18 protein-coding genes and 1 riboswitch are annotated in these 19,265 nt (G+C 66.8%); of the genes, 5 read left to right on the plus strand and 13 right to left on the minus strand.

What is annotated here, in order from left to right:
* Positions 1 to 7: 7 nt before the first annotated feature.
* From pdeM to B2J89_RS04740, 13 genes are all read right to left on the minus strand, one after another.
* A complete protein-coding gene (pdeM, locus tag B2J89_RS04680) occupies positions 8 to 697 on the minus strand; it encodes a ligase-associated DNA damage response endonuclease PdeM (RefSeq protein WP_169168073.1) in 690 nt (229 codons plus the stop codon).
* A 17-nt stretch (positions 698 to 714) separates the two neighbouring features.
* A complete protein-coding gene (locus tag B2J89_RS04685) occupies positions 715 to 3,477 on the minus strand; it encodes a ligase-associated DNA damage response DEXH box helicase (protein WP_169168074.1) in 2,763 nt (920 codons plus the stop codon).
* A gap of 30 nt (positions 3,478 to 3,507) precedes the next feature.
* Positions 3,508 to 5,193, minus strand: coding sequence for an ATP-dependent DNA ligase (locus B2J89_RS04690; RefSeq protein ID WP_169168075.1), 1,686 nt, complete (start codon positions 5,191 to 5,193; stop codon positions 3,508 to 3,510).
* Positions 5,190 to 6,293, minus strand: a complete 1,104-nt coding sequence (locus tag B2J89_RS04695; RefSeq protein WP_169168076.1) for a ligase-associated DNA damage response exonuclease — start codon at positions 6,291 to 6,293, stop codon at positions 5,190 to 5,192. Before B2J89_RS04695 ends, B2J89_RS04690 begins: the two co-directional genes overlap by 4 nt.
* A 322-nt stretch (positions 6,294 to 6,615) precedes the next feature.
* The gene (locus B2J89_RS04700) at positions 6,616 to 7,032 is read right to left on the minus strand and encodes a F0F1 ATP synthase subunit epsilon (protein ID WP_169168077.1); all 417 of its coding nucleotides are present in this window, start codon (positions 7,030 to 7,032) and stop codon (positions 6,616 to 6,618) included.
* Positions 7,033 to 7,104: 72 nt separating this feature from the next.
* Positions 7,105 to 8,511 (minus strand): F0F1 ATP synthase subunit beta, encoded by a 1,407-nt coding sequence (gene atpD, locus B2J89_RS04705; protein WP_169168078.1) that lies wholly within the window; start codon positions 8,509 to 8,511, stop codon positions 7,105 to 7,107.
* 33 nt (positions 8,512 to 8,544) lie between these two features.
* Positions 8,545 to 9,411, minus strand: a complete 867-nt coding sequence (gene atpG / locus B2J89_RS04710; RefSeq protein ID WP_169168079.1) for a F0F1 ATP synthase subunit gamma — start codon at positions 9,409 to 9,411, stop codon at positions 8,545 to 8,547.
* Between the two features lie 18 nt (positions 9,412 to 9,429).
* Positions 9,430 to 10,983, minus strand: coding sequence for a F0F1 ATP synthase subunit alpha (gene atpA, locus B2J89_RS04715; protein WP_169168080.1), 1,554 nt, complete (start codon positions 10,981 to 10,983; stop codon positions 9,430 to 9,432).
* Positions 10,984 to 11,029: 46 nt separating this feature from the next.
* Positions 11,030 to 11,572, minus strand: a complete 543-nt coding sequence (locus B2J89_RS04720) for a F0F1 ATP synthase subunit delta (protein ID WP_169168081.1) — start codon at positions 11,570 to 11,572, stop codon at positions 11,030 to 11,032.
* A gap of 10 nt (positions 11,573 to 11,582) precedes the next feature.
* Positions 11,583 to 12,053 carry a F0F1 ATP synthase subunit B gene (locus B2J89_RS04725; RefSeq protein WP_169168082.1) on the minus strand — a complete coding sequence of 157 codons (471 nt, stop codon included), beginning with the start codon at positions 12,051 to 12,053 and terminating at the stop codon, positions 11,583 to 11,585.
* A 34-nt stretch (positions 12,054 to 12,087) separates the two neighbouring features.
* Entirely contained in the window at positions 12,088 to 12,336 is a 249-nt protein-coding gene (gene atpE / locus B2J89_RS04730; RefSeq protein WP_091458130.1) for a F0F1 ATP synthase subunit C, read from the minus strand.
* Between the two features lie 50 nt (positions 12,337 to 12,386).
* On the minus strand, positions 12,387 to 13,250 hold the full coding sequence (gene atpB / locus B2J89_RS04735) for a F0F1 ATP synthase subunit A (protein ID WP_169168083.1): 864 nt from the start codon (positions 13,248 to 13,250) through the stop codon (positions 12,387 to 12,389).
* 19 nt (positions 13,251 to 13,269) lie between these two features.
* Positions 13,270 to 13,737: an ATP synthase subunit I gene (locus B2J89_RS04740; protein ID WP_371736586.1), complete on the minus strand. Its 468-nt coding sequence runs from the start codon at positions 13,735 to 13,737 to the stop codon at positions 13,270 to 13,272.
* 251 nt (positions 13,738 to 13,988) lie between these two features.
* On the opposite strand from B2J89_RS04740, the gene B2J89_RS04745 reads away from it, so the two are divergent.
* The 5 genes from B2J89_RS04745 to B2J89_RS04765 form a co-directional block, all read left to right on the plus strand.
* The gene (locus tag B2J89_RS04745; protein ID WP_169168085.1) at positions 13,989 to 14,297 is read left to right on the plus strand and encodes a YbeD family protein; all 309 of its coding nucleotides are present in this window, start codon (positions 13,989 to 13,991) and stop codon (positions 14,295 to 14,297) included.
* A gap of 23 nt (positions 14,298 to 14,320) precedes the next feature.
* Complete coding sequence (gene lipB, locus B2J89_RS04750; RefSeq protein ID WP_169168086.1) at positions 14,321 to 15,001, plus strand: lipoyl(octanoyl) transferase LipB; 681 nt, start codon at positions 14,321 to 14,323, stop codon at positions 14,999 to 15,001.
* Between the two features lie 14 nt (positions 15,002 to 15,015).
* Positions 15,016 to 15,996 carry a lipoyl synthase gene (gene lipA, locus B2J89_RS04755; protein ID WP_169168087.1) on the plus strand — a complete coding sequence of 327 codons (981 nt, stop codon included), beginning with the start codon at positions 15,016 to 15,018 and terminating at the stop codon, positions 15,994 to 15,996.
* Positions 15,997 to 16,163: 167 nt separating this feature from the next.
* A riboswitch (glycine riboswitch) is annotated at positions 16,164 to 16,254 on the plus strand.
* 223 nt (positions 16,255 to 16,477) lie between these two features.
* The gene (locus B2J89_RS04760; RefSeq protein WP_169168088.1) at positions 16,478 to 17,092 is read left to right on the plus strand and encodes a trimeric intracellular cation channel family protein; all 615 of its coding nucleotides are present in this window, start codon (positions 16,478 to 16,480) and stop codon (positions 17,090 to 17,092) included.
* A gap of 60 nt (positions 17,093 to 17,152) precedes the next feature.
* On the plus strand, positions 17,153 to 19,265 hold a 2,113-nt coding region (locus B2J89_RS04765; protein ID WP_240964734.1), incomplete at its 3' end, for a PBP1A family penicillin-binding protein.

Below are 19,265 nucleotides of genomic sequence, written 5' to 3' on the forward strand. Positions count from 1 at the left end.
CCCTGGCTCAGCCCCCGGGCACCGCCCAGACCGCCCCACCCCCGACCGCGAAACGGCGCCGCCCGGCAGCGGCCGGCAGCGCCATGCCCCCCGTGAATTCGCCAAACGCCGGCAGCACCGCCATGCCCGCGTCGAGGCAGAAGCAGGGCAGGCGCAGCCGGTCGTGCCCCGCACCGTACAGGTGCACCGCGGGGTGCCAGTGGCCGGCCAGCACATGGTGCGTGGGATGGCGCTGCGGGTGGTGGCACAGCGCAAACGGGCCGAGGAGCCAGGGCTCATCGACCACCGCGATGCCCAGGGCGGCCGGCGGATCGCCCGCATGGTTGTCGTGGTTGCCGCGCACCAGCCCGACGTCCAGATCGGCGTGCCGGCCGCGCCACCGGGCCAGCGGCTGCAGCACGGCCGGCGTGTGCGCCTCCTGCGCATGCAGGAAGTCGCCCAGCACCACCAGGCGCCGCGGTGCGCACCGCGTGACCAGCTGCGACAGGCGCGCGAGGTTGCGCGCTGTCGTGCCGCCGGGCACGGGCAGGCCGCGGGCGCGGAAGGTGGCCGCCTTGCCCAGGTGCAGATCCGCCACCAGCAGCAAGGCGCCGGCCGGCCACCACAGCGCGTGTTCGGGCAGCAGCCAGACCGCTTCTGCGGCCACCTCCACGCCCAGAGCGCCGGGGCCGGGGGAAGGCAAGGCAGAGTGGGCCATCTGGCAGGCAGCGCGCGTCACAGCAACGGCAGCGGCCGCGACGGCGGCCGCTTTCTGCGCGGCGTGGCACGCTCGGCAGACCCCGGCGCGCCCGCGCCCGGGAGGAATTCGAGCATGCGGCGCACGTCCTCGGCAGTCGGCGCCGGCGCCTGCCCCGGCGCTGGCCGGCGCTGGGCCGCGGGGGCCGGCGCATCGGCCGCGCGCTCGAGCTGCGCCAGCATGCGGGCGATGCGCTCGGCCAGGTTTTCATTGCTGAGCTTTTCGCGAAAGCGCTCCACCATCAGGGCGAACGCGAACGGGCTTGGCCGCGCCAGCGCCTTTACCACCCGCTCTTGCGTGTGCATGCGCTGCAGGCTCGCGAGGATGTGCGCCACGTCCAGCTCCTGGCTCAGCACCTCGGCGTCGGCCTGGCGCAGCAGCAGATTGCCGGGGTCGTACTGGCGAAACACTTCGAAGTAGAGCTGCGAAGACGCCTGCAGCTGCCGCGCGCTGCGCCGCTCGCCCGGGTGGCTTTGGAACACCAGGCCCGCGACGCGCGCGATCTCGCGAAAGCGGCGCTTGGCCATTTCCGTGGCATTGAGGCTTGCGACGACCTCGTGCAGCAGCGCGGCGCGCGCCGTGTCTGCGCTGGCGCCGGCCGGGGCGCCAGGACCGCCGCCGTGCGGTGGGCGCAGCAGGTCGGGCAGCAGCGCGGCCCAGTCGCGCGCGGTGGCACTCACCAGCTCCAGGCCGTAGTCGTTGACGGCCATCGAGAACGTTCCCGGCGCGTGCTGGGCGGCGCGCCAGGCGATCAGGCTGGCCAGGCCGATGTGGGCATGGCGGCCCGCGAACGGGTAGAGGAACAGGTGCCAGCCTTCGCGCGTGCGCAGCGTTTCGACCAGCAGCGTGGCCGGCGTCGGGAGCGCGGACCAGCGCTGCTGCACCTCGAGCAGCGGCCGCACGCTGCGCATTTCGGGGCTGTCGTAATGCCCCTCGGCGGCCTGGGCCAGCTGCCGCACCAGGAACCCGGCCAGGACCGTGGACAAAGCCATGCGCGAGCCCGCCCAGCGCGGCACCGTGGGGCGGCCGGCGGGCGCGCGCCGCACATAGGCGGTCATCTGCGCGATGCGCACCAGCTCCAGCGCGCGGCCCGCGAACAGGAAGCAGTCGCCGGGCGACAGGCGCGTGAGAAAACCCTCCTCCATCTGCCCCAGGCGCGCGCCGTGCAGCATCTGCACGGCCATGCTGGCATCGCTCACGATGGTGCCGATGTTGGCGCGGTGGCGCCGTGCCAGGCGCGCGTCGGCCATGCGCCATACGCCCTCTGCGTCGGGGCCCACGCGGTGGTAGTCGGGGTAGGCGACGAGCGACGGGCCGCCGCGCTGCACAAAGTCCAGGCACCACTGCCAGACACCGGGCGAGAGGTCGCGGTAGGCGGCACTGCGGCGCACCTCGGCATAGAGCGCGGCAGGCTCAAAGCCCCCGCCCAGGGCCGCGGTGACCAGGTGCTGCACTAGCACGTCGACCGGTTGCTGGGGCGTGCTGCGCACCTCGACGCGGCCGGCGTGCACGGCCTGCCGCGCCGCGGCCGCTTCGATCAGTTCGAGGCTGTGCGTGGGCACGAGCGTGATGCGCGAGGGGCGCCCGGGCGCATGCCCCGAGCGCCCGGCGCGCTGCAGCAGGCGCGCGATGCCCTTGGCCGAACCGATTTGCAGCACGCGCTCGACCGGCAGAAAATCCACGCCCAGGTCCAGGCTGGAGGTGCAGACCACCGCGCGCAGCCGGCCGGTTTTGAGGCCCTCTTCCACCCACTCGCGCACACCGCGGTCCAGCGACCCGTGGTGGATCGCCAACGCGCCCGCCCATTCGGGCCGCGCCGCCAGAATGGCCTGGTACCACTGCTCGGCCTGCGAGCGCACATTGACGAACACCAGCGCCGTGCGCGTGGCCTCGAGCTCGCGCACCACCTGGGGCAACATGCGCAGCCCGAGGTGCCCGGCCCAGCTGAAGCGCTCGGGGCGCTCGGGCAGCAGGGTGTCCACCACCAACCGTTTGGGCACCGCGCCCTGCACCAGCAGGCTGCGGCTGCCATCCTCCTGCGCCGCCAGCAGTGTGCGCATGGCCTCTTCGAGGTTGCCCAGCGTGGCCGACAGGCCCCAGATGCGCAGCGCCGGGTTCCAGCCGCTCAGCCGCGCCAGCGCCAGCTGCAGCTGCACGCCGCGCTTGCTGCCGATCAGCTCGTGCCACTCGTCCACCACCACCAGCTGCACGCCCGAGAGCGCCTCGCGCGCGTCGGCGCGCGCGAGCAGCAGCGTGAGGCTCTCGGGTGTCGTCACCAGCGCGGAGGGCAGGCGCCGCGCCTGCGCACTGCGCTCGGCGCTGGCGGTGTCGCCCGTGCGTGCGCCGGTGCTCCAGCGCGCCAGGCCCCCATGCTCGGCAGCGAGTGCAGCCAGCGGCGCCTGCAAGGCCTTGAGCGTGTCAGCCGCGAGGGCCCGCATCGGCGTGATCCACAGCACTGTCAGGGGCACCGCCGTGCTCGGTCTTGTTTTGATAGCTGCCGGCGCTTGCCCAGCTTGCGCTAGAGGCCGATTTGGCTTGTTTTTTCGTGGAACCCCGTCCGCCAGCGCCTGCAGGGCGCCGAGCCACACGGCATAGGTCTTGCCCGCGCCGGTGGTGGCATGCAGCAGCCCCGAGCGCCCCTCGGCAATCGCCTTCCAGACCTGCTTCTGGAACGCAAACGGCTTCCAACCCTTCTGGGCCAGCCAGCCGGCGACGGCCTGCTGGGCAGGCGTCTTAGCCATGGGGCGTCCCGCCGCCACGCACCACCCGCCTCATGCGCCTGCCCCGGGCAGCAGCGCCGACAAGGTCTGCAGCGAATCGGCCTCGTCCACCGGTTTGTCCTCGCGCCAGCGCAGCATGCGCGGAAACCGCACGGCGATGCCGCTCTTGTGGCGGCTGCTGCGCGCAATGCCTTCAAAGCCGAGCTCGAACACCAGCGTGGGCCGCACGCTGCGCACCGGGCCAAACGATTCCACCGTGGTCTTGCGGACCACCGCATCGACGCGCGCCATTTCGGCATCGGTCAGCCCCGAATAGGCCTTGGCAAAAGGCACGAGCACACGTTCGTCCGCCCCGGGCGGCGCGCTCCACACCGCAAAGGTGTAGTCGCTGTAGAGGCTGGCGCGCCGGCCGTGGCCGCGCTGCGCATAGACCAGCACCGCGTCGACGCTCAGCGGGTCGATTTTCCATTTCCACCACACGCCCACGTCCTTGGTGCGGCCGACGCCATAGTGCGCGTTGCGTGCCTTGAGCATCAGCCCTTCGACGCCGAGGGCGCGCGCCTGCTCGCGCTGCAGCGCCAGATCGTCCCAGCTCGGACCGTGCAGCTGCGGGCTCGCGACCAGCGCGGGGTGCGGCGTGCGCGCGAGCAACGCGTCCAGCCGCGCGCGGCGCTCGTGCTGCGGCAGGCTGCGCAGGTCCTGGCCGCCCTCTTCAAGCAGGTCGTAGGCGATCAGCACCACCGGCAGCTCGCGCAGCAGCTTCGGTCCCAACGTTTTGCGGCCGATGCGCTTTTGCAGGTCGGCGAACGGGCGCACGCGCCCGCCGGTCTGCAGCCCCTGCGCTGCCGCGTGCTCCCAGACGGCAATTTCGCCATCGAGCACCGTGCCCTCGGGCAACGCATGGCCGAGCGCTTCTAGTTCGGGGTAGCGGTCGGTCACGAGCTCCTCGCCGCGCGACCACAGCCACACGCCGCCCGCGCGGTGCACCAGCTGCGCGCGAATGCCGTCCCACTTCCACTCGACCACCCACTGCGACGGCGTCCCGAGCGCGGCTTCGAATGCCTGCACCGGCAGCGACAGCGGGTGCGCGAGAAAGAACGGAAAAGGGTAGCCGCTGGTTTCGCGCCCGGGTTGCGCGGCCTCTTCGGCCGGCGCCACGAGGCGCAGATAGTCGGGCGCGGTCGGGCGGGCGCCCAGGTGCGTGTAGCCCATCAGGCGCTGCGCGATCCGCTTGGCATCGACCGCGCTCACCGCGGCCAGCGCCTGCGTCACCTGCAGCCGCGACACGCCGACACGGAACGACCCGGTGATGAGCTTGAAGTAGACCAGCCGCTCCTGCACTGCCAGCATCGCCCACTGCGCCCGCAAAGTGCTTGCCAGCGCGTCGGGCGCGAGCCCGCGCAACGGCAGCAGGTGCTGCTCCATCCACTGCGCCAAGCCCAGCGCGTGCACATCGGTGGGCTCGGGCAGCAGCAAGGCAATCGTTTCGGCCAGGTCACCGACGGCTTCGTAGCTTTCATCGAACAGCCATTCGGGCAGGCCCGCCGCCTCGCGCGCCAGCGCCCGCAGCACCTTGGTCGGCACCAGCTGGCGCGGCTTGCCGCCGCCCAGAAAGTAGACCACCCAGGCCGCGTCGGCCGGGTCTGCCTGCTTCAGGTAGGCCTGCAGCGCCGCCTTCTTGGCCAGACTCGAGGTGCTGGCATCGAGCGCCTGGTAGAGCGCAGCAAAATCCTTCATGGCGCACCGGGGAATTCACTGCCGCGTTCGTGCGGCCCTGCAGGCGCCTCTGCGGGCGGAACGCCGCCGTGCGCTGCGGCCGGCGCAGCGGGCTCGGCGCCAGCGTCTTCGTCGCCGTACTCGGTGTGGAACCCCTGCGCCTGCAGGCCCTGCTCCTGCAGCCAGCGCACCAGCACCGCCACGCTGCCGTGGGTGACAAAGATGCGCTCGGCCCCCGTGCCCGCGATGGCGCGCTGCAGGCCGGGCCAATCGGCATGGTCGGACATCACAAAGCCCCGGTCCACGCCGCGCCGCCGGCGCGTGCCGCGCAGCTGCATCCAGCCGCTCGCAAACGCATCCGCACAGCGGCCGAAACGCCGCATCCACGGCGTACCCTGCGCCGACGGCGGCGCGAGCACCAGCGCGGTCGCGAGCAGCGCCGGCGTGGCCTGCGGGTCGGTGGCGCGCAGCGTGTCGGGCAGCCGCACACCCGCGGCGCGGTAGACCGCGTTGAGGGGCTCGATCGCGCCATGCACCACCAGGGCACCGATGCTGGCGTCCACGCCGTGCAGGATACGCTGCGCTTTGCCGAAGGCATAGCAGAACAGCACCGAGGGCCGGCCCAGCGCCGCGTTGCCGCGCCACCACGCATTCACGTCGGCGAACAGGTCGGCCTGCGCTGGCCAGCGGTAGATCGGCAGCCCGAAGGTCGATTCGGTGATAAAGGTGTCGCAGCGCACCGGCTCGAACGCAGCGCACGTGCCGTCGTGTTCGAGCTTGTAGTCGCCCGAGGCCACCCAGACCTGCGACCCGTGCTCCAGGCGCACCTGGGCGGACCCCAGCACATGGCCGGCCGGGTGCAGCGACAGACGCACCCCATGGTGCGTGATGGCTTCTCCATAGGCGAGCGTCTGCAGCGTGATGTCCGCGCCGAGCCGCGCGCGCAAGACCCCTGCACTGTCGTGGTGCGCCAGGTAGTGCGCATGGCCACTGCGCGCATGGTCCGAATGCCCGTGGGTGATGACGGCGCGGTCCACCGGGCGCCAGGGGTCGATGTAGAAGTCGCCGGCAGGGCAGTACAGCCCCTCGGGGCGGGCGACGACCAGATCGGAGCCGGCCATGGCGGACGGATCAGCGCGTGCACCCGGTCCCTGCACCCCTCGGGGCGCTGGCGCAGGTACCGGAAGCCAAGGAAGGGAAACGGGCCATGCGCCATGCTAAAGCGCATGCCGCGCGCGCGGCGCTGCCGAACAGCGCCAGCGGATGTCAGCGCCCGCCTACGCCGTGACGCAGGCCCCGCGCCGCCGTGGCGCCCTCGGCGGTGGGAGTGGTGCCACGCTGCACAGCTGGCCGGAGGGCGGTGCGCGCCAGGGCCGCGGTGGACTGGGACATGAAAAAAGCCGCTCGAAGGCGGCTTTGTCAGCAGGCGCGGGGGCCAGGTCCTCAGCGCTTCTGGCGGAATTTGCGCAGCGCGGCGATCTGGGCGGCCATCACGGCCAGTTCGGACTGGGCGCGCGCCATGTCGATTTCGCTCTTGGCGTTTTTCAGCGCCTCTTCGGCCGCCGCCTTGGCTTCGTTGGCCTTCTTGTCGTCGAGGTCCTTGCCGCGGATGGCGGTGTCGGACAGCACGGTCACGCAGTCGGGCTGCACTTCGAGAATGCCACCGGCCACGAAAACAAACTCTTCGCTGCCATCGGCCATTTCGATGCGCACCGAGCCGGGCTTGATGCGCGTGATCAGCGGAGTGTGACGCGGGTACACGCCCAGTTCGCCCGCTTCGCCGGGCAGCGCGACAAAACGCGCTTCACCGGAGAAGATGGACTCTTCTGCGCTGACCACATCAACGTGGATGGTGTTCATCATTGCTCCTAGAAAAAGGTGGGTGGCTGGCTTGCGGGGGCAGACCGGCATGGCCGGTCAGCCGCTCGGCAATCAGGCCACCTTCTTGGCCTTCTCGAAGGCTTCGTCGATCGTGCCTACCATGTAGAAGGCCTGCTCGGGCAGGTGATCGCACTCGCCGTTCACGATCATCTTGAACCCACGGATGGTTTCAGACAGCGGAACGTACTTGCCGGGCGAGCCCGTGAACACTTCGGCCACGTGGAACGGCTGCGACAGGAAACGCTGGATCTTGCGCGCGCGGGCCACGGCCAGCTTGTCATCGGGGGCCAGCTCGTCCATGCCCAGAATCGCGATGATGTCGCGCAGTTCCTTGTAGCGCTGCAGCGTGCCCTGCACGCCACGGGCCACGGCGTAGTGGTCTTCACCGACCACGGCCGGATCCAGCTGGCGGCTGGTCGAATCGAGCGGGTCCACGGCGGGGTAGATACCGAGCGAAGCGATATCGCGCGACAGCACCACGGTCGAGTCCAAGTGGGCGAAGGTCGTGGCGGGCGAGGGGTCGGTCAAGTCGTCCGCCGGCACGTACACGGCCTGGATGGAGGTGATCGAACCGACCTTGGTCGAGGTGATGCGCTCTTGCAGACGGCCCATTTCCTCGGCCAGCGTGGGCTGGTAACCCACGGCGGAAGGCATGCGGCCCAGCAGGGCGGATACTTCGGTACCGGCCAGCGTGTAGCGGTAGATGTTGTCCACGAAGAACAGCACGTCGCGGCCTTCGTCACGGAAGGATTCCGCAATGGTCAGACCCGTGAGGGCCACGCGCAGACGGTTGCCCGGGGGCTCGTTCATCTGGCCGTAGACCATGGCCACTTTGGACTCTTCGAGCTTCTCGAGGTTCACCACGCCGGAGTCGGCCATCTCGTGGTAGAAGTCGTTGCCTTCGCGGGTACGCTCGCCCACCCCAGCGAACACCGACAGACCGCTGTGGGCCTTGGCGATGTTGTTGATGAGCTCCATCATGTTCACGGTCTTGCCCACGCCGGCGCCACCGAACAGGCCCACCTTGCCGCCCTTGGCGAACGGGCACACCAGGTCGATCACCTTGATGCCGGTTTCCAGCAGCTCTTGCGAGGGCGACAGTTCGTCGTAGGCAGGGGCCTTGCGGTGGATGGAGGCCGTCAGTTCCTGGCTGACCGGACCGCGCTCGTCGATGGGCGCGCCCAGCACGTCCATGATGCGGCCCAGCGTCGCCTTGCCCACGGGCACGGTGATGGGGTTGCCGGTGTTGGACACCATCAGCCCGCGGCGCAGGCCGTCGGACGAGCCCAGCGCAATGGTGCGCACGATGCCGTCACCCAGCTGCTGCTGCACTTCCAGCGTCAGGGCCGAGCCGTCGAGCTTCAGAGCGTCGTAAATCTTGGGCATCTGGTTGCGCGGGAACTCCACGTCCACCACAGCACCGATACATTGAACAATCTTGCCTTGTACTTGAGCCATTTTTCGCTCCAAATTAGATGTTTGTTGAGCTGTTTACACAGCAGCGGCGCCCGAGACGATTTCCGAAAGTTCTTTCGTGATCGCTGCCTGGCGCGTCTTGTTGTAGATCAGCTTCAACTCGCCAATGACGCTGCCGGCGTTGTCGGTCGCAGCCTTCATGGCCACCATGCGCGCCGACTGCTCGGACGCCATGTTTTCCGCAACGGCCTGGTAGATCAGCGACTCGACGTAGCGGACCAGCAGCTCGTCAATGACGCTTTGCGCATCCGGCTCGTAGATGTAGTCCCAACCATGCGCCGTCTTGCCGGCCTGCATGTGCTCGGAAGACAGGGGGAGCAGCTGCTCCACCACCGACTCCTGCCTCATGGTGTTGATGAACTTGGTGTAGCTCAGGTACACCGCGTTGATCTTGCCTTCGGCGTAGGCGTCGAGCAGCACCTTCACGGGACCGACCAGCTTGTCGAGATGCGGCGTGTCGCCCAGCCCGGTGGCATGCGCCACCACGCGGGCGCCCACGCGGTTCAGAAAACCCAAGCCCTTGTTGCCAATGGCCACAGCCTCGGTGGACACGCCAGCGCTCTGCAGTTCACGCAACTTGGTCGTCACCACACGCAGCACGTTGGTGTTCATGCCACCGCACAGACCCTTGTCGGTCGTGACGACGATGACACCGGCCACCTTGGACTCATTCACTTGCATGAACGGGTGCACGTACTCGGGGTTGGCCTGGCCCAGGTGGGCCGCGATGTTGCGGATCTTCTCGCTGTAGGGGCGGGCTGCGCGCATCCGTTCCTGCGCCTTGCGCATTTTGGATGCGGCCACCATTTCCATGGCCTTGGTGATCTTCTTGGTGTTTTCCACCGATTTGATCTTGCCGCGTATTTCCTTGCCTGCTGCCATGATCGCTCCTCGTCCGGCTTAAGCGAACGACTTCTTGAACGCAGCGACTGCGGCGTTCAATTCGGCTTCAGCGTCCTTGTCCATGGCACGGTCCTTCTCCAGCTTGGCCAGCAAGGCGGCATGGCTGGTCTTGAGGAACTGGTGCAGGCCGTGTTCGAAGTCGAGGACCTTCTTGACGTCGATGTCGTCCAGGTAGCCCTTGTTCACCGCGAACAGCGTCGCACCCATCAGCGAGATGGACAGCGGGCTGTACTGCGCCTGCTTGAGCAGTTCGGTCACGCGGGCACCGCGCTCGAGCTGCTTGCGGGTGGCTTCGTCCAGGTCGGAGGCGAACTGCGCAAACGCCGCCAGCTCACGGTACTGGGCCAAGTCGGTACGGATACCGCCGGACAGGCTCTTGATGAGCTTGGTCTGGGCTGCACCACCGACGCGCGACACCGAGATGCCGGCGTTGATGGCGGGGCGGATGCCGGCGTTGAACAGGCTGGTTTCCAGGAAGATCTGGCCGTCCGTGATCGAGATCACGTTCGTGGGCACGAAGGCCGACACGTCGCCGGCCTGCGTTTCGATGATCGGCAGTGCGGTCAGCGAGCCCGTCTTGCCCTTGACTTCACCCTTGGTGAAAGCTTCGACATAGTCGGCGTTCACGCGGGCAGCGCGCTCGAGCAGGCGGCTGTGGAGGTAGAACACGTCGCCGGGGTAGGCTTCACGGCCTGGTGGGCGGCGCAGCAGCAGCGAGACCTGGCGGTAGGCCACGGCCTGCTTGGACAGGTCGTCGTACACGATCAGGGCGTCTTCGCCGCGGTCGCGGAAGTACTCGCCCATGGTGCAGCCCGAGTAGGCCGACACGTACTGCATGGCGGCGGACTCGGAGGCCGAGGCGGCCACGACGATGGTGTATTCCATCGCGCCAGCTTGTTCCAGCGAACGCACCACGTTCTTGATGGACGAGGCCTTCTGGCCGATCGCCACATAGATGCAGGTCACGCCCTGGCCCTTCTGGGCGATGATGGCGTCGATGGCCACGGCGGTCTTGCCGGTCTGGCGGTCGCCAATGATCAGCTCGCGCTGGCCACGGCCGACGGGCACCATGGAGTCGATCGACTTCATACCGGTCTGCAGCGGCTGGTCCACCGACTTGCGGGCGATCACGCCGGGAGCGACCTTTTCGATCACGTCGGTCAGCTTCGCATTGACCGGGCCCTTGCCGTCGATGGGCTGGCCCAGGGCGTTGACCACGCGGCCAATCAGCTCGGGGCCGACGGGCACTTCCAGAATGCGGCCCGTGCACTTGACGGTGTTGCCTTCGGAGATGTGCTCGTACTCGCCCAGAATCACGGCGCCGACCGAGTCGCGCTCAAGGTTCAGGGCCAGGCCGTAGGAAGGCGTGCCGTCCGCGGTGGCGGGGAACTCGAGCATTTCGCCCTGCATCACGTCGGACAGGCCATGGACGCGCACGATACCGTCAGACACGGACACCACGGTGCCCTGGTTGCGGATGTCGCTGCTGGCTGCCAGCCCTTCGATGCGGCTCTTGATGAGTTCAGAAATTTCTGCGGGATTGAGTTGCATGACTCTTTCCTTCTTTCTTTGTTTAGCCGATACCTCACGCCGCGCATTACGCGGTGAGGGCCGCTTTCATTTGTTCCAGACGGGCTTTGACCGAGGTGTCGAGCACCTCGTCACCCACCACGATGCGAATGCCACCGATCAGCGATTCATCCTGCTGCACGGTGAGATTGAGCTTGCGGCCAAAGCGCTTTTCAAGCACTGCGCCCAGCCCGGCCAGCGCGGCGCCGTCCATCGCAAAAGCGCTGTACACCACGGCATCGGACGAGCCGTTGCGGCGGTTCACCAGGGCACGAAATTGCGCCGCCACTTCAGGCAGCGTGTCCACGCGGTCGTTGTCGATCACGGTGCGCAGGAAGTTCCGGGCCATCTCCGGCAGCGCAGAGCGTGCCACCCCGGCGATGACGTCAAACACTTCGCTGTCGGTCACCTTGGGGTTGTCGGCCAGCTGGCGCAGCTGGGGGTTGGCGGCAATCGCCGCCAATTCATCCACCCAGACGACGGCGCTGTCCAGGTCGGCACCCGCGTGCGCGGTGCAGGCCTTGAACAGGGCTTCGGCGTAAGGGCGGGCAATGGTGGCGAGTTCGGCCATGGTTGTCCCCTTACAGCTCGGTCTTCAGGCGGTTGAGCAGATCGGCGTGAACGCCGGCATTGACTTCCTTGCGGAGAATCTGCTCGGCGCCCTTGACCGCCAGCGCGGCGACCTGCTCGCGCAGCGCCTCGCGGGCCTGGATGCTCTGCTGCTGGGCCTCGGCACGGGCAGCGGCGACGATCTTGTTGCCTTCGTCGGTGGCACGGGCCTTGGCCTCTTCGATGATGGCCTGTGCACGACGGTCGGCATCCGCAAGACGCGTAGCCGTCTCGTTGCGCGTCTGTGACAGTTCCTGCTCGACGCGCTGGTTGGCAGCGGTCAGCTCGGACTTGGCACGGTCGGCAGCAGCGAGGCCATCGGCGATTTTCTGGGCTCGTTCGTCCAGCGCCTTCGCGATCGGGGGCCACACGAATTTCATCGTGAACAGCACCAGGATCAAGAAGACGATGGCCTGAACGAACAGGGTCGCGTTGATACTCACGGCAACACCTTTCTAGTTGGGCGTTGATCGGGGCTTAGGCCAGAACGAAGGGGTTGGCGAAAGCGAACAGCAGGGCGATGGCCACGCCGATCAGGAAGGCCGCGTCGATCAGACCGGCCAAGATGAACATCTTGGTTTGCAGTTCGTTGATCAGCTCAGGCTGGCGTGCCGAAGCTTCCAGGAACTTGCCGCCCATCAAAGCGATGCCGATGGAGGCGCCGATAGCGCCCAGACCAACGATCAGACCACAAGCCAAAGCGACGAGACCGAGAATGTTTTCCATGATGACTCCTGATTTAAGAAAGAAAGGTTGAAAAAGAAAGAAAGGAATGGTCAGTGGGCTTCATGCGCCTGGCCGAGGTAAATCAGCGTCAGCATCATGAAAATGAAGGCTTGCAGGGTGATGATCAAAATATGAAAAATCGCCCAGATCGAGCCCGCAATGATGTGCCCCACAGGGAGCAACACACCAGAGAGCGACATGGCAGCAGCACCACCCATCAGGGCAATCAGCATGAACACCAACTCACCAGCGTACATGTTGCCAAACAGTCGCATGCCATGCGAGACGGTCTTGGCAACGTATTCAATGACCTGCATGAGCAGGTTGACCACGCCCAGGATCAGGGCGAAGACGGGATTCTTGCTGGTGCCGAACGGCGCGGTCACCAGTTCATGCGCCCAGCCGCCCATGCCCTTGATCTTGATGCTGTAGAAGAAGCACAGGATCAGCACGGCGGACGACAGGCCCAGCGTGGTGGAGAGGTCGGCCGTGGGCACGATGCGCAGGTAGGCGTGGCTGTCGCCTGTGGCCCCTTGCCAGAGCACGGGTAGCAGATCCACGGGCAGCAAGTCCATGGCGTTCATCAGGAAGATCCAGACAAACACCGTGAGTGCCAGCGGCGCAATGAATTTGCGGCTTTGCGCGTTGTGGATGTTGGCCTTGGCCTGGTTGTCCACCATTTCCACCATCATCTCGACCGCCGCCTGGAAGCGTCCCGGCACGCCGGACGTCGCCTTGCGGGCAGCAAGCCAGAAAACGAACAGCCCCAGAAAACCCACCAACACGCTCACGATGACGGAGTCATAGTTGATCACCGACATGTCGATGATGGATTTCTGCTTGATGTTCTGAAGATGCTGCAGGTGGTGAACGATGTATTCACTTGCAGTCGGAGCGTGCGCTTCTGCGGCCATCGGACAACTCTTCTCTATATCAATCGGTTTTTCGGACACCAGGCCGCGCCCACAGCGCAATCCAGTACGTTTTCATTGTCACCACCATGCCCACCAGCAAGGCCAGCCAGCTCAGCGGTGCAATCAACTTCGGCGCTGCCGCCAGCATGGCGACAGTCAATGCAATCTTGGCCATCTCCCACCCAAAGAATCCCGCCAATGCGGCACCCCCGGAAGCCCGCACACGGCCCATGCCACGCGCAAACAAGGCCGATGGCAACACCACCGCCAGAGCACCATAGGCAGCCGACCAGGCCAGAAAGGCCTTGCCTGTCCACAGGCCCGTGGCCACTGCCACCAGCACGCCCACCAGCGCCTGCGCACCCACCAGCCACCAGACCGACAGGGCGGGATGGCGCTTGCGCCATGCCTGCGCCTCTTGCGCCGTCAGGGGCTTGAAGTCGGGTTCTTCATCCTCAGCTTCAGGCCTTGGGGCGCTTGGATTCACCATGGAACTCCCCACAGGTTACAGACAGCAACTTCCACAAAGCCCCTGATTATAAGTAAAAACCCGTGGCGCAGGCCAATATCCCGCGGCGCGCAATGCCATGCCCCGCGCACGGCGCCGAACAGCTGTGGCGCGAATCCAACGCCGCGGCATTCGTCCGCCGCCTTGGCAGGCCACTCGGAATACAAGGAAAATGGGCCCTTGGCGCGCAATGGGCTTGCGTCAATAGCTATTAAATCAAGAGCATCGACATGACAAAATCTCCGCCTTCTCCTGCTGACGCCCCGGTCCCCGACCCCCGCCGGGACTCGCTGATCGAGTATCCGTCGCGCTTTCCGATCAAGGTGATGGGCGCCAAGGTCGACGGTTTTGTGCACGCCGTCACGGAACTGGCGCACCGCTTTGATCCGGACTTCGACGCATCGACCATTGAACTGCGCCAGAGCAGCGCCGGCAACTACCTGGGCGTGACCATCACCGTCACGGCCACCAGCCGCGCGCAGCTGGACGACCTGTACCGCGCGCTGTCCTCGCACCCGCTGGTCAAGGTCGTGCTCTGAGCCGGGGCGAGGCACCGATACCGATGGAGATCCGCACCCTGGGCCAGGTGCCCTATCTGCCCACCTACGAGGCCATGCAGGCCTTTACCGCCGAGCGCGCCCCGGACGAACCCGACCAGCTCTGGCTGTGCGAGCACCTTGCCACCTTCACCCAGGGCCTGGCGGGCCGCGCCGAGCATGTGCTGCAGCCCGGCGGCATCCCCGTGGTGGCCACCAACCGCGGCGGCCAGGTCACCTTCCACGGCCCGGGCCAGGTGGTGGCCTACCCGCTCGTCGATCTGCGGCGCGCCGGCTATTACGTCAAGGAATTGGTCTACCGCATTGAAGAGGCCGTGATCCGCACGCTCGCGCACTACGGTGTGACCGGGCACCGCGTGGCCCACGCCCCCGGCATCTACGTGCGCTTGGACGACCCGCGCAGCCATGCGCTGCTGCCGCAGCGCCCGCAGCACGGCGCCAGCGGCGCGCCCGACTTCGCGGGACTGGGCAAGATCGCGGCGCTGGGCATCAAGGTCAGTCGCCACTGCAGCTACCACGGCGTCGCGCTCAATGTGGCCATGGACCTCGAACCCTTTGCGCGCATCAACCCTTGTGGTTATGCCGGCTTGCAAACGGTGGACCTTTCTACAATCGGGGTCCACACCACTTGGGACGAAGCCGCCCAGGTGCTGGGCCAACAGCTCTGCACCCGGCTCGCTCCCTGAACCGCCTACACGCCATGAGCCCCCCTGAAGTCGTCCGCGAAGCGCAGTCCACCGAAGCCTACAACCCCCTGGCCAAGCAAAAGGCCGCCGCCAAGCTCTCGCGCATTCCGATCAAGGTCGAGCAGGGCGAAGTGCTCAAGAAGCCCGCATGGATCCGCGTCAGGGCTGGCTCGCCGACCACGCGCTTCTACGAGATCAAGGACATCCTGCGCGAGAACAAGCTGCACACAGTCTGCGAGGAAGCGAGCTGCCCAAACATCGGCGAATGCTTCGGCAAGGGCACGGCCACTTTCATGATCATGGGCGACAAGTGCACGCGCCGCTGCCCGTTCTGCGACGTGGGCCATGGACGCCCCGATCCGCTCGACCAGGACGAGCCGCTCAAGCTGGCCCAGACGATTGCCAAGCTGCGCCTCCAATACGTGGTGATCACCAGCGTGGACCGCGACGACCTGCGCGACGGTGGCTCGGGCCATTTCGTCGAATGCATCCAGCACATCCGCGCACTCTCGCCGAGCACGCAGATCGAGATCCTGGTGCCCGATTTCCGCGGCCGCGACGACCGCGCGCTCGAAATCCTCAAGGCCGCGCCCCCCGATGTGATGAACCACAACCTGGAAACCGCGCCGCGCCTGTACAAGGAAGCGCGCCCGGGCTCGGACTACCAGTTCTCGCTGAACCTGCTGAAAAAGTTCAAGGCCCTGCACCCGAACGTGCCGACCAAGAGCGGCATCATGGTCGGCCTCGGCGAGACCGACGAGGAGATCCTGCAGGTCATGCGCGACATGCGCGCGCACGGCATCGACATGCTGACCATCGGCCAGTACCTGGCTCCGTCCAGCAGCCACCTGCCGGTGCGCCGCTACGTGCACCCCGACACTTTCAAGATGTTTGAGGAAGAGGCCTACAAGATGGGCTTTTCCCACGCTGCCGTGGGCGCCATGGTGCGCAGCAGCTACCACGCCGACCAGCAGGCCCACGCTGCCGGTGTGTGAATGCCACCCCGCTGTGGTGGATGGAACAGATGAGAAGCGGGTGCGCACCGAGCGGCAAGTGCAGCGGCCCATCGCGCTTCCCGGCCTGAACGGCGTGCCGTGCAAGCGCACGAATGCGGTGGCAGCCGACGGAGGCCGACGGCACTGGCAGGCGTCCGTTACAATCGGCTTGTTTTGCGGGAGAGAGAGGCGCCTTGCGCCTCCGCCGAAGGCGCAAGCTCCCATCATCGCTCAGGCATACCGGACCGCAAAACCATTTCGCCGACTGGAGAGAGGTCACATACCGCACTTTGCGCGTTGATGACCCACCGAAGGGGCAGGCTGCTCGCGCAGCCGAAACTCTCAGGTAAAAGGACAGAGGGAGAGGCGCTCCAGGGCCCGCGGCACCGCGCGCCCTGCCTCTGAGGTGTCGTCCCCCGATGTTTTCGTTCCCTTGTTTCACGCTCGTCGAGCGGCCGGTTGCTGCTTGCCAGGGGCCGGCGTGCTGACCGCCATCTATCTGGTGGCAATCGTCGCCGAAGCCATGTCGGGCGCCCTTGCGGCCGGCCGTCGCAACATGGACATGTTCGGCGTCGCCGTGATCGCCTTTGTCACGGCGCTCGGCGGCGGAACCGTGCGCGACATGATCCTCGGCCACTTTCCCATCGGCTGGACCCAGCACCCGGAATACATCTACCTGGTGATTTCTGCCGGACTGCTGACCACGGTGGTGGCGTCCCACATGCAGCAGTTGAAGCGGGTATTTCTGGTGCTCGACGCCATGGGACTGATCGCGTTTTCCTTGATCGGCTGCAATGTCGCGCGCGAGATGGACTACGCCTTTCCCGTGGTCGTCATGTCCGGGATGATCACCGGCATTTTTGGCGGCATCGTCCGCGACGTCCTGTGCAACCAGGTGCCCGTGGTGTTTCGGCGTGAGCTGTATGCGGTCGTCTCGCTGATCGTCTGCACCGTGTTTCTTGCCCTGCTGGAGTTCGGCGTCGATGTCGATCTGAGCACGGGAATCAGCTTCGGGGTGGGCCTGGCACTGCGTCTGCTGGCGATCTGGCAAGGCTGGAAGCTGCCCACATTTTCCTTTCAGCAGCGCTGGGAATAGCGCAGCGCGCAGGCCCCTGGCGGAGCGCACATCGCCAACGCGGTGGCCAAACCCCTTCCCATGACCCCCAATACCCCCCCTGCAAAAACCCGTTCGCGATGGCCCTTTGTGGCCGGTGTGGTCATCGGGTTGTTCCTCTGCGCCACCCTCAGCGCAACGTACGGCCTCTACGTGCTGTGGCAACGCTTGCCCGCGATCGACCACCTCGCCGACTACGACCCCAAGCTGCCGATGCGGATTTATGCCAGGGATGGCAGCTTGCTGGCCGAGTATGGCCAGGAGCGGCGCGAATTTGTGCCGATCGAGCGCATCCCGCAGACCATGCGGCAAGCGTTGCTGGCGATCGAGGATGCCAGGTACTACGAACATGGCGCGGTGGACTTCTCGGGCCTGGCGCGCTCGGCCTGGCGCAATCTCCGGGCGGGAGAGCATGCCCAGGGCGGCAGCACCATCACGATGCAGGTCGCACGCGTTTTCTTCCTGAGCCGGGAAAAGACCTACAGCCGCAAGATCATGGAGATCCTGCTGGCCTACAAACTCGAATCGGTCTACAGCAAGGACAAGATCCTTGAGCTGTACATGAACCAGGTCTATCTGGGTGAACGCGCGTACGGATTCGCTGCGGCCGCGTCCATCTATTTCGACAAGACCCTCGATCAGTTGAGCGTTGCCGAGTCGGCCCTCCTCGCCGGACTGCCCAAAGCCCCCTCGGCCTACAACCCTGTGGCCAACCGCGAACGCGCCATCGTCCGCCAGCAGCACATCCTCCACCGCATGCGGGAACTCGGCCATCTGGACGGCCCTGCCCATGCGGCGGCCCGCGCCGAAGCCTTGGTGTTGAGGCCCCGCTCCCGTTCCATCGTGCCCAGCGCCGCGTATGCCGTCGAGCAAGCGCGCCAGATGATGGTCGCGCAATATGGCGACGGCGCCTATTCGATGGGGCTCGATGTGCACACCACGATCAGCCTGCCCGAACAGCAGGCCGCCTCGCGCGCGTTGCGCAGGGGCCTGGTCGATGCCCAGGGCCAGCGCGGCTATGCCGGGCCGGAAGGTCGTGCCAGCGCGCCGGTCCGTGGCGGCGATCTGCCAGCGATCCGGAAGGCGCTCGCGCCCTACCGCGACAGTGGGGCGTTGCGCGCAGCCATCGTGCTGGAGGCCTCGGACACGGCAGGCATCGTGGCGGCCTTGCGCGACGGCACACCGGTCCACATCGCCCGCAAAGCGCTGAGCGCCAGCGCCCGCCGCGCCCTCATGCCGGATGCGCCAGCGCGCACACGCATCGGCCCGGGCGCCGTGGTCCGCGTGCTGGCCGATGCGCAGCAACGGTGGCACTTGAGCCACCTGCCGAAGATGGAGGGGGCGCTCGTGTCCATCGATGCCGAGTCAGGGGAGATCCTGGCGTTGACGGGCGGCTTCGACTTCCGGTTCAACAATTTCGACCATGCAGTGCAGGCGGTGCGCCAGCCGGGCTCGACCTTCAAGCCTTTCGTCTTTTCCGCGGCGCTGGAAAAAGGCTACTTTCCTGGCACCCTGGTCGACGATACCCAGCGGGTGGTCACCCCCTCGGCACGGGGCCAAAAAGCCTGGAGCCCGCGCAACTACGGCGGCAACTATGAAGGCTTCATTTCGGCCCGGCGGGGCTTGGTGCGGTCCAAGAATCTGGTTGCCGTCAATCTGATGCAGGCGGCGGGCGCGGAGTATGTGCAGCAGTTCGCCTCCCGTTTCGGGTTTGTGCCTGAACTCAACCCTCCTGGCCTGCCGCTGGCCTTGGGAGCGGGAGCGATCACGCCCTTGCAACTCACGCAGGCCTATGCCGTGTTTGCCAATGGCGGGGCCCTGGTCGAGCCCCGCTTGGTCAGCAAGGTGAGTGAACGCAATGGCCAGGTGCTCTATGAAGCCCGCACGGAGTCTCCGCGCAGGCAGGCCATTTCGGAGCGCAATGCCTACGTGATGGACAGCATGCTGCGCGATGTCGTCCAGCACGGGACCGCTCGGCGCGCGGCTCGGCTCGGCCGCAAGGACCTGGCGGGCAAGACAGGGACCTCCAACGGCGCGCGCGATGTATGGTTCGCCGGGTATTCCTCGGGCGTCGCCTCGGTCGTCTGGATGGGCTACGACCAGCCGCGCAGCCTGGGCAATGCCACAGGCGGTCTTCTCGCCCTGCCGGTCTGGA

The organism is Acidovorax sp. SRB_24, from assembly GCF_012931925.1.